The sequence below is a fragment of the Acetobacterium sp. UBA5834 genome, from assembly GCF_002435675.1.
Classification (GTDB): domain Bacteria; phylum Bacillota; class Clostridia; order Eubacteriales; family Eubacteriaceae; genus Acetobacterium; species Acetobacterium wieringae.
The window spans coordinates 18,274-28,611 of the sequence record NZ_DJGY01000050.1; the positions used below are offsets into that span (position 1 = coordinate 18,274).

9 protein-coding genes and 1 tRNA gene are annotated in these 10,338 nt (G+C 41.8%); 2 read left to right on the forward strand and 8 right to left on the reverse strand.

What is annotated here, in order from left to right; translation table 11 throughout:
- Positions 1-2 precede the first annotated feature (2 nt).
- From B3F51_RS10230 to B3F51_RS10260, 7 genes are all read right to left on the reverse strand, one after another.
- A complete protein-coding gene (locus tag B3F51_RS10230) occupies positions 3-1,790 on the reverse strand; it encodes a V-type ATP synthase subunit A (protein ID WP_286946895.1) in 1,788 nt (595 codons plus the stop codon).
- A complete protein-coding gene (locus tag B3F51_RS10235) occupies positions 1,791-2,408 on the reverse strand; it encodes a V-type ATP synthase subunit E (protein ID WP_286946897.1) in 618 nt (205 codons plus the stop codon).
- 12 nt (positions 2,409-2,420) lie between these two features.
- Positions 2,421-2,723 carry a V-type ATP synthase subunit F gene (locus B3F51_RS10240; protein ID WP_286946900.1) on the reverse strand — a complete coding sequence of 101 codons (303 nt, stop codon included), beginning with the start codon at positions 2,721-2,723 and terminating at the stop codon, positions 2,421-2,423.
- 2 nt (positions 2,724-2,725) lie between these two features.
- Complete coding sequence (locus B3F51_RS10245; RefSeq protein ID WP_286946902.1) at positions 2,726-3,166, reverse strand: ATP synthase subunit C; 441 nt, start codon at positions 3,164-3,166, stop codon at positions 2,726-2,728.
- A gap of 12 nt (positions 3,167-3,178) precedes the next feature.
- Entirely contained in the window at positions 3,179-5,149 is a 1,971-nt protein-coding gene (locus B3F51_RS10250; protein ID WP_286946904.1) for a V-type ATP synthase subunit I, read from the reverse strand.
- A 20-nt stretch (positions 5,150-5,169) separates the two neighbouring features.
- Positions 5,170-6,216 (reverse strand): V-type ATPase subunit, encoded by a 1,047-nt coding sequence (locus B3F51_RS10255; RefSeq protein ID WP_286946906.1) that lies wholly within the window; start codon positions 6,214-6,216, stop codon positions 5,170-5,172.
- 73 nt (positions 6,217-6,289) lie between these two features.
- Positions 6,290-6,640, reverse strand: coding sequence for a hypothetical protein (locus B3F51_RS10260; RefSeq protein WP_286946908.1), 351 nt, complete (start codon positions 6,638-6,640; stop codon positions 6,290-6,292).
- A 231-nt stretch (positions 6,641-6,871) separates the two neighbouring features.
- On the opposite strand from B3F51_RS10260, the gene B3F51_RS10265 reads away from it, so the two are divergent.
- Together B3F51_RS10265 and B3F51_RS10270 are read left to right on the forward strand one after the other, a co-directional pair.
- Positions 6,872-9,454 (forward strand): heavy metal translocating P-type ATPase, encoded by a 2,583-nt coding sequence (locus B3F51_RS10265; protein ID WP_286946909.1) that lies wholly within the window; start codon positions 6,872-6,874, stop codon positions 9,452-9,454.
- A 4-nt stretch (positions 9,455-9,458) separates the two neighbouring features.
- The gene (locus B3F51_RS10270; protein WP_070369748.1) at positions 9,459-9,725 is read left to right on the forward strand and encodes a metal-sensing transcriptional repressor; all 267 of its coding nucleotides are present in this window, start codon (positions 9,459-9,461) and stop codon (positions 9,723-9,725) included.
- A gap of 238 nt (positions 9,726-9,963) precedes the next feature.
- Here the strand turns inward: B3F51_RS10270 and B3F51_RS10275 are convergent.
- A tRNA-Lys gene (locus tag B3F51_RS10275) sits at positions 9,964-10,039 on the reverse strand.
- Between the last annotated feature and the right edge of the window lie 299 nt (positions 10,040-10,338).

Sequence of the window (10,338 nt, forward strand, 5' to 3'; positions counted from 1 at the left end):
CCTTAATTCTCATATTTTTTAAAGAGCACTTCATAATACTGGTCAATCTCATCTTTTAGCGTCTCAATTCCACTTAAATCATCATTGGGAATGGTGTATTTCATTTTTATAAACTGACTGAAAATATCCACATTTTTGAGCTGTGAGGTAGGAATCCCGAGCTTTAACCCTTCCCGGCCCCGTTCATATAAATATTCAATGGCCTTTAGCATGGCGTACTGTTTTTCCAGCGGTACATAGGTGTCATCTTTATTATAGGCATTCTGCTGCAGATAACCAACTTTAATGATTTTGGCAATCTCTAAAACCCAACGCTGATCATCCGGCAGCACATCTTCACCAACCAGCATGACCATTTCCTGAAGTTTGTTTTCTTCGTACATCAGCTCCAGCATTTTATTTCGCAGCGTGATGCAATCCGGTGCGACATTATCCTCATACCAATCGGATAATATTTTTATATAACCACTGTAACTTTCCAGCCAGTTAATAGCCGGATAATGTCTGGCATAGGCCAGGCTTTTATCCAGGGCCAGAAAGACATTAACAAAACGCTTGGTATTTTCGGTGACCGGTTCCGAGAAGTCGCCACCGGCTGGCGACACGGCGCCAATGATCGTGATCGAGCCGTCATCACCGCCCAAGGTTTCAATACTCCCGGCCCGTTCGTAAAATTCAGCAATTCGCGACGGCAGATAGGCCGGATAACCTTCTTCCGCTGGCATTTCTTCCAGTCGGCCGGAAATCTCCCGTAATGCTTCAGCCCAACGAGAAGTGGAGTCAGCCATCATTGCCACCGCATAGCCCATGTCCCGGTAATATTCGGCAATGGTAATGCCGGTATAAATACTGGCTTCCCGGGCTGCTACCGGCATATTTGAGGTATTGGCAATCAAAACCGTTCGTTCCATGATCGACTTCCCAGACCGGGGATCAATTAGTTTGGGAAAATCTTCAATAACCTCGGTCATTTCATTCCCCCGTTCACCACAGCCAATATAGACAATAATATCGGCATCGGACCATTTGGCCAACTGATGCTGCGTCATCGTTTTGCCAGTTCCAAAGCCCCCGGGGATTGCCGCTGTACCGCCTTTGGCAATTGGAAAGAAAATATCGATCACTCGTTGACCGGTAATCAGCGGCACCAGGGTTTCCCGCCGATAGGCATTGGGCCTTGGCGTCCGCACTGGCCACTCATGAGCCATCTTCAGTTCATGGAGCTCGTTCTTGGCATCGCGAATTGTTACCAGTGCATCTTCAATGGTGTACTCGCCATCCGGCACCACGGAAACAACGGTTCCCGACAGGTTCGGTGGTACCAGTAGGTGGTTTTTAATGACTTGCGTCTCCTGAACTGTTCCAAAGCTGCTGCCCGCCAATAACAAATCGCCCGGTTTAACGGTGAGCGTTGCCGACCAAAGTTTTTTATCGTCGATCGATAAGAGGCCGATGCCTTCCGGGATAAAAATCGGTGAAAGCTCCTGAATTTTTTCAAGGGGCCGCTGAATCCCATCAAACATGTTTTTAAGCATCCCAGGTCCCAGCTTGAGACTAAGCGGTCTGCCAGTTGGGGTAATTTCCTCACCGGTTTTGAGGCCTTCTGTTTCTTCATAAACCTGAATCGTGCCGATATCACCTTCTAAAACAATGACTTCCCCGATTAAGCGCTGTTTACCCACGGTAACCATTTCCCGCATCTTAAAGCTGGTCATGTTTTTTCCTTTAATAACGGGACCATTAATGGCAGAGATAATGCCCTTTGCTTTGTTTTCTTCCTTAACTGCCACTTAGCTCACCTGCTTTTCCATAAACCCGTTCAGTGTCATTCCGACGAGTTTATAATTGCTTTTAATCAGATTCTCAACCGTAAAATCGCAATGGAGTCGGCCTTCGGCATCCTCGGCAATAAAGCCGCCGATGCAATCTGTGCATTCCTGCCGGTATTCAACATTAAAATCCGTTAATTGTTGATCTATGATGGTTTTAAGCTGCTTAAAATCGCCTTCCCGGACAAAAACGACAATATTATTTTTACCGGCAAAAACCTGATGAATCTGCGCCACACAATCCTGCAGATAATCGTTATAGACCTCTTGACTCAGGTAATCACTGGCTTTTTCCCGGATCAGCTGATTAAAATCCATCAGGATTCGATTCTTTTCTTCCAATTCCAGAGTTTTGGCTTTATTCTTACCTTCAGCGATAATTTTGTTTTTATCTCTGAAAATCGTATGATAACTCCGCTCCTCGATGGCCCGCTTTTCTTTTTTTATCTTTTCCTCTGAGTCAGTCAGCAGCGCCTTTTTTTTATCCTTGGCATCGTAGATGATATCTTTGCCCCACTTACGTTCCTTGCTTAAGAGATATTGGGTAAATACCCGGAGTTTTTCTTCTACTGAAATCATTTTATCACATCCTTACAATCCCACAGATTCTTTAATGTACTTCATGATCATCCCCTCACTGCGCGAATAGCCATGGCGATCGGGAATGACCGTAATTAAAGGTGAAAAGTATTTCTTTTTTGCTTCCAATACCAAATCGGTAATCATCAATGATGCTTTTTCGGTCAGAAAAATTATCCCAATTTCCTTGTCTTTCAAGGCTTCTTTAAACGCTGTCTCAATCTCTGCCTGTGTTTTTACATATGCCCCTTCAATACCAGCCAGTTGCATTCCCAAATAGGAATCACGATTCTCACTGATTACATATGATTTCATACTTACAGACTTCCAATAATCATGATTGAAATAACCAGACCGTAAATGGCGACCCCTTCAGCCAGTCCAACAAAAATCAGTGTCTTACCCAGAATTTTAGGATCTTCAGAAACAGCCCCCAAAGCCGCCGAGCCAACCACACCAACCGCATAACCAGCCCCTACGCAGGCAAGCCCAGTAGAGAGTGCTGCTGCGATATAGCCGAGTCCAGCATCCGTCATTCCGCCCGGTTCCCCACCGGTGGCGGCGGCAACTACCCCAGGTGCCATCACAATCAAGGCGGCCGCCAACATCGGAATAAAGGTTGACAGATTTAATTGTAGAAATTTTTTTAATTTTACCTGTTTGGCATCACATCCACGATAGTTAAAATAAACACCCAGAGAAATAGTTACCAAAACAAGTAATGCGGTGCCAATGGTTATAAACGTTAATACATTCATTTGCGGTTCTCCTTAAAATAAATTAATTTGCAGGTCAACGGGTCGAAATTCAACCCCATCACCGGTATAGTATTTACTGAACAATTCATAAAATTGTAGTCTCAATGCTTGAATCGAAACGATCAATGTTTCCAGAACAATGACAAAAATATTGGCAAAAATCAAAACGCCTACACTGATAACCCCATTATGTGCCATTTCAGCCAGGGTCTGAAAGGCTACAAAAAGCCCAACATGAACCAGGGCAAAGGCGCCAATTCGAATAAATGACACGGTATTACTAAACATCCCCAGCAGCATCTCAAACAGTTCAAAACCACTTTCAATATAATAGGCCGAGGGTTCTTCTTCGTAAAGATGACTATTTTTCTGCAAATAATTTGCCAGTGGCTCCCGTATTAATACGATAAAAACCAAAAGCACTGCCAAGATCCCTAAAATTGGTGTCAGCACTGCTGACACTGGAAATCCGGCGACGTTTATCCCGACAATCGCCAGTAAACTGGCGTACAGAGCAAAGCCACAGATGCCATTTTTACCAAAGACACCTTCTTTGATTTCTTTTTGCCTAAGCTTATTAATAATGCTGTAGACATAGGCCACAAAAAGCATCCCAATACCAATTCCAATTGCAACAAATAATATCGAATTGATCTCTTCAAATGGTCTTAACCACACGGCATGAATCACTTCTTCAAAACCAAAAACACTGCCATACATAAATCCAAAGAATGTGGAGCAAATTCCCAGACGAAACAAAACCTTCCCAAGCTCTACTCCCCTTTTTCCCAGAATAAACCCGGCGACCGCCAAGACCAGACCTTGACCGACATCACCAAACATAAATCCAAAACAAAACATATAAGTTAAACTTAAAAAAGGGGTTGGGTCCAGCTCATTAAATGAGGGTACTCCATACAACTTGACTAAATTTTCGAAGGGCTTAAAGAGCCAGTTGTTTTTCATTTTTGTCGGCGGTTTGCCGCTGCCCTTACTGCTATCTGAAAACATGATGATCATTTCCGGATATTTAGCAGCAATGGCTTCCATCCGCTGTTTATCGCGCTTCGAAATCCATCCCGAAAAATAAAAGTTTTCATCACTAAAAGCCATAAACTTTTTAATAATACTGAGATTCGCATAAAGGCTCAAGGTGTTAAAACTGTCTGTGGCATCAGCCCGGTTTTCTTCCAGATGCAGGTTCAATCTACGAAACAGATCGGCTTTCCTGGTATGCAGTTCTTTGATTTCAGCATCAATTGCTTCCAAAATCTGCTTTGGCGACTCTGTATACTTGTCATTAAACCCTTCAATCGGTTTAAAATTAAGGGCCTTCAAAATCCGCTGTGATTCAATCTCCAGATCTTTGGGAGATACAATCATAAATACTTCTTCATTATCTTCTTGATTACCGACATGAAAGACAATCGACGTCACACTGTTGTAAATGCTCTTTAACCGCATGGCATTATCTTTGGTCACCGAACCAAGACTATAGGAAAAGTTCTCCAGACTATCCAACTCACTCATCTTTGCATCCAACTCATCCAGATAGGAATACGCAATCTTGCTTTTTCCCAACGCTTCAATCTGATCATTGATCTGCTTTAATTCACTGTATTCCACCACCAGATTGCCATCAAATTCGCGGGCTTTGCCTAGCGCTTTGCCCAAATCACTCTCGCTTTTTGCCAGCGAAATCATGTCTAAATTAAGGGAACCCTTGTAGAGTTCATTTAACTTATTGACTGTTTTAACAAAATTCTTTTCATCCATCATCGTCTCGCCGGATACAAGCTGTGCAAATCCCAGCAGCTCACCCATGTTCTCCTCACGTATTGGAAGAATGAACCGCCCAGAATCGATTTCTTGCATGGCATCGACGATTTGAATATCATTGAAAAGAAAAATGTCTTTGGCGAATTTATCAACATATTTGATTTTTCCGACCACATCCATCATAATCACATTTTCAATTGCCATAGAATACTTCCTTTCACACCCTAATCAATGGGTCTGATTAAATATTTTTTTGTTTCATCTGCTCCCATTTGATAGCGCTTACTTTCAATGATCGAAGTAATATCTTCAATCTCAAAATCCAGCAGCCGAATATAGGCGACAACTCGCCCCAGGCTACCATTTCCTTCACTAAAAAGCTTGAGATACATAAAATAAAGATACCGCTCCTGCCGCCTTTCCATATATAGATCGATGGTCTTGGTATGATTAAATAAAAAGGCATAATCGGTATCTGCAATTTGTTCTTTCATCTCGATAAAATTCTTTGCTTCAACCAAAGCCACCAATCGTTTCTCATTTAAAACCAGTCCACCTCTCAAGGAATAAGCAATCAACTCTTCCCGGGATAACTTATAGAACTTTTTACCCCGATAAATCCAAATTAAATTTAGTAGATCAAAGTTGCGACGCTGAGCATTAATCAGATCCCGGTTGGCTTTCTTATCTAGTTTGAGCAACCGATTCTTAATCAGATCGTAATAATACCGATCCAGATTCTTTTCAACCATCACCAAATCCTGATCGATTCTGATATCTTTATAGATTTCCAGAATTCGATAGTAGTCGGTATTGATCAGCAGTTTTTTAAACTCGTCCCAATCCCGGGCCCGAAATAACTTTTCGAAGGGGACGGTTGAATACTGATGCGAATAGATGATCAATTCCCGAAGAGATTCCAAGTCATCATTTCGGGCAATCCCCCGGATTAAAATCCGCAGCGCTTCCACTTCCAGTCGTACCAGAAACACCTTAAAATAAGTCTTATCATCGCCTGATAAATAATGCATCAGCTTTTCTGTTTCCAAAACCTTAAGATCATTTAAATGCGCTTCAAACTCAGTTCGGTGCAGATCGTCAATATTCATATTTTTTAGAAACTCCCCATAATGGGTGTTGTCCCGTAAATACTGAAATACTTCTTTTAAATCCTTTGCTTTTATAAGCTCACGAAAATCATCATCATCAATTTTCCGAGCTCTCATTGCCAGTGCTTTTGCACTTATACAAGCATATTTACTCTTTGACATACGATTCTCACACTTTTCTTTAAATCAAGAAAGAAAATCAGAAAAAAATAGCCTGACGCTGATCTTTTTTCTTTTAAACATCACTAACTTTTTTCTTGAAGAGTATTTCCAGAACTTCCCTGGCCTTATCTTCCTTTTTTTCATCATACCGACAGCGGATTTTTGCCAGTTCCTGTTCCATCCCATCGATAATTTTCTGGCGTTCTTCCCTGGCTTTGTTAATCTCCTGCTGGTAGTTTTGTTTTGCCAATTCCTGGGCTCCCTCCAGCTCCGCTTTTTCCTTTTCTTTTATATCATTTTTGGTACGATCCAGAATTCGTTCAGCACGTTGAACAACATTTTTTTTTATCCGCACTGCCTTCGTATCAAGATTGATGACTTGTCGGATGACCACATTAATATCAGCATCTTCACTATGTAGCATGTTCAGTCTCCTTTCAGTAATATTTTGTTCAAATTACTTCTTATTTAATATACCCATTAATTATGATTTTCATTATAGCACTTTAAAAAATACTATCAACCTCTATTTTTTTCTGGCAACCGATTACAAATTCCATTAAATTACTTATTTTGTTGACATTGCTCTGTTTCAGGTGTATGATAATATTAAATACCCCCTCCCCTTGAGGGGTGCACTTTTAAGGAGGTCGCCATGGAAATATTACAATTCAATATCAGCGGTATGACCTGTACAGCTTGCGCCAGTGCCATCGAACGAAAGGTCGGTCAAATAAACGGTGTCGCATCGGCAGTCATTAACTTCTCAAATGAAAAACTGGTTATCCAGCACGACCCGGATCTGGCCCCGGCATCACTGATTATCAGTACCATCGAAGCCCTGGGTTACGGCGCCGAATTGGCTAATCATGACAAATCTGCGCCAATCAATAAAAAAGAACCTGGCCAACCTGCTTATCAAAGTCAGATCGATGTGGTCAAATTTCGCTTAATCGCCTCGCTGGTTTTCACGCTGCCCCTTGTTTATCTGGCGATGGGTCCGATGCTCGGCTTGCCGATCCCCATTTTTCTGGCCGGTGAACAGAATTTGTTGCTTAACGCCTTAACCCAAATGTTTTTGACACTGCCAGTCATTTTTCTGTGTCGCCATTTTTACGTCAATGGCTTTAAAGCCCTGGCTAAGCGAATTCCCAATATGGATTCACTGGTGGCAGTTGGTACCAGCGCCTCCTTTATTTATGGGGTAGTCGTTCTTTTCATCCTAGCCTATGGATTTTCCTACGACAATATGGCGCTGATCCACCATTATTCACATGAGCTCTATTTTGAATCAACCACAGTTATCTTAGTATTAATTACCCTGGGAAAATTTCTTGAAACAAAAGCCAAAGGAAAAACATCCCAGGCCATCGAAAAACTCATTGCCCTGGTTCCTGATAAAGCCCGAGTTTTACGGAACAATATTGAAGTCGAAATTGCCATCGATGCCGTTCAAGTGAATGATATTGTGATTATCCGTCCCGGCGAGCGAATTCCCGTTGATGGCGAAATACTGACCGGACATTCCAGCGTCGACGAATCACTGCTTACTGGTGAAAGCTTACCAGTGGAAAAAACGGTTGGCGACTTCGTGATTTCCGGTAGCATCAATAAAACCGGTTCCTTCGAATTCAAAGCGACCAAAATCGGACAGGACACGACCCTCAGCAAAATTATTCAGCTGGTTGAAGAAGCCCAATCATCTAAGGCCCCGATTGCCAGGATTGCAGATGAAATCAGTCGTTTCTTTGTACCGGCAGTGATGAGCATTTCGCTACTCACCTTTGTGATCTGGATGATTCTCGGCTATGGGTTGTCCTTTGCTTTATCAGCAGCAATATCGGTTTTAGTTATTTCCTGCCCCTGTGCGTTGGGACTTGCTACCCCTACTGCAATTATGGTTGGAACCGGAAAAGGTGCCGAAAAAGGCATCTTATTCAAGAATGGACCAGCACTGGAAATTCTTGGAAAATCCAACACCATCGTTTTTGATAAAACCGGTACCCTGACCATCGGTTCGCCATCCGTCACTGATATCATTCTTTATGATCCAAAAATTGATTCGAATCAATTAGTACAACTTACTGCTTCACTGGAAAATAAATCTGAGCACCCCCTCAGTGAAGCGATTATCAAAGAAGCCACTGCACGGCAGTTGTCCTTAGACTATCCTGACACATTTGAATCACTCTCTGGTTTCGGCATACAGGGACAGATTGGCGACAAGAAAATCCTGGTTGGCAATATCAAGCTGATGGAGCGTAATGGGCTCACAGTCGAATCAATCATGGCAGATTATTTACGCCTTTCTGATTTGGGAAAAACGCCCCTGCTGGTCGGCTGGAATCAGTCTATCAAAGGGATTATCGGCGTTGCTGATGTTATTAAAGAAAACAGCTACCAGGCTGTTTCTCAACTCAAAGCCATGGGTATTAATGTTTACATGCTTACCGGCGACAACGAACGTACTGCTCAGGCGATTGGTAGCATGGTAAACATTGACAATGTGGTGGCAAATGTTCTCCCCCATGAAAAAGCCTCGATGATCAAACGGCTTCAGTCCCAGGGACATCAGGTAATCATGGTCGGTGATGGCATCAATGATGCACCGGCACTGGCCCAAAGTGACGTTGGCATTGCCATCGGCAATGGCACCGATGTTGCCATCGAATCGGCCGATGTTATTCTGATGCAAAACGATTTAATGAATATTGTCGCCGCTATCCAGTTAAGTAAGGCAACATTACGAAATATCAAACAGAATTTATTTTGGGCGTTTATCTATAACGTAATCGGTATTCCCTTCGCTGCTGGTGCTTTGTATATCCCATTTGGACTCAAACTAAACCCAATGTTTGCGGCAGGAGCCATGAGCTTAAGCTCCGTATCGGTGGTTCTCAATGCTTTATCACTTAAGACGTTTAAAGTAAAACTCTTACCGATTAGAAAGAATGAATTGAATCTAACTGTTATCAAGGCAGAACTGCCTCTTAATAAAATGATAGAAACGAAAGAAGGAAAAAACATGAAAAAATTATTAAAAGTAGCTGACATGAGTTGTCAGCATTGTGTAAAGCGGGTCGACGGCATTTTAAATGGGTTTGAAGGAATCACAGATGTATCGATTTCTCTGGAAGAAGGCCAGGCCAGTTTTACCGCTTCCGAAAATGTCGATATGAACGCAGTGACTTCAGCACTCACTGAAGCTGGTTATCCAACCTCTGATATCACCGCATAAAACTATGGAAACTAAGGATCGTTCAGCCGAGCTTAACTTACTAAAAACTGCCCGGGGTCAAATCGATGGCATTATTAAAATGCTGGAAAATGATCGTTATTGTATTGATGTATCAAAACAAATACTGGCTGTTCAGGCGCTACTAAAAAAAACTAATTTGGAGATTTTAAAAAAGCACATGAATTCCTGTGTCAAAGATGCCTTTGAAAAAGGTGATGGTGAAGCTAAAATTGATGAAATCATGCTTGTTCTGGATAAATATTATCGCTAATTAGAAATCTGAAGCACATCTCTAATCAAATATCAATTATTCCCATAAAACAAGGTTTGCCCACACCCAGGCTAACCTTGTTTTTATTTATTGATCAATTAGATGTTCTTTTGCATAATTTTCTTTTGACTATCATTCTAATTTTGATTCTCATTTACTAATGTAACAATCAAGTTAGTCCCGTCCATTTTATTAACAAAAAAATAAAAAACCGCATAAATGCGGTTAGCTTTTTTAATGGTGACCCATGGGCGACTTGAACGCCCGACACCCTGATTAAAAGTCAGATGCTCTACCAACTGAGCTAATGGGTCATAAAATTATTTAGTTATTGTTTGTCTTCAAACGACTGTGTAATACTCAAGTTTGCCTGACTAAGCGATTCACACAAAAATGTTCACTCCCTACGGTCGTGCATTTTTGGTTCTCTGCTTATACCAACTGAGCTAATGGGTTGCAAGGATCGTATTTTAACTAAAAACTCTTCTCATCCTGATTGGATGAGTTTTTCGTTAAAATGCATTAGCTTTATCACTGTCGTTTCGCTCACGCTCAACTTCCGACCAATTTCTATCGAAATTGGGATAAAGCTTATGGTGGGAGAAGATGGATT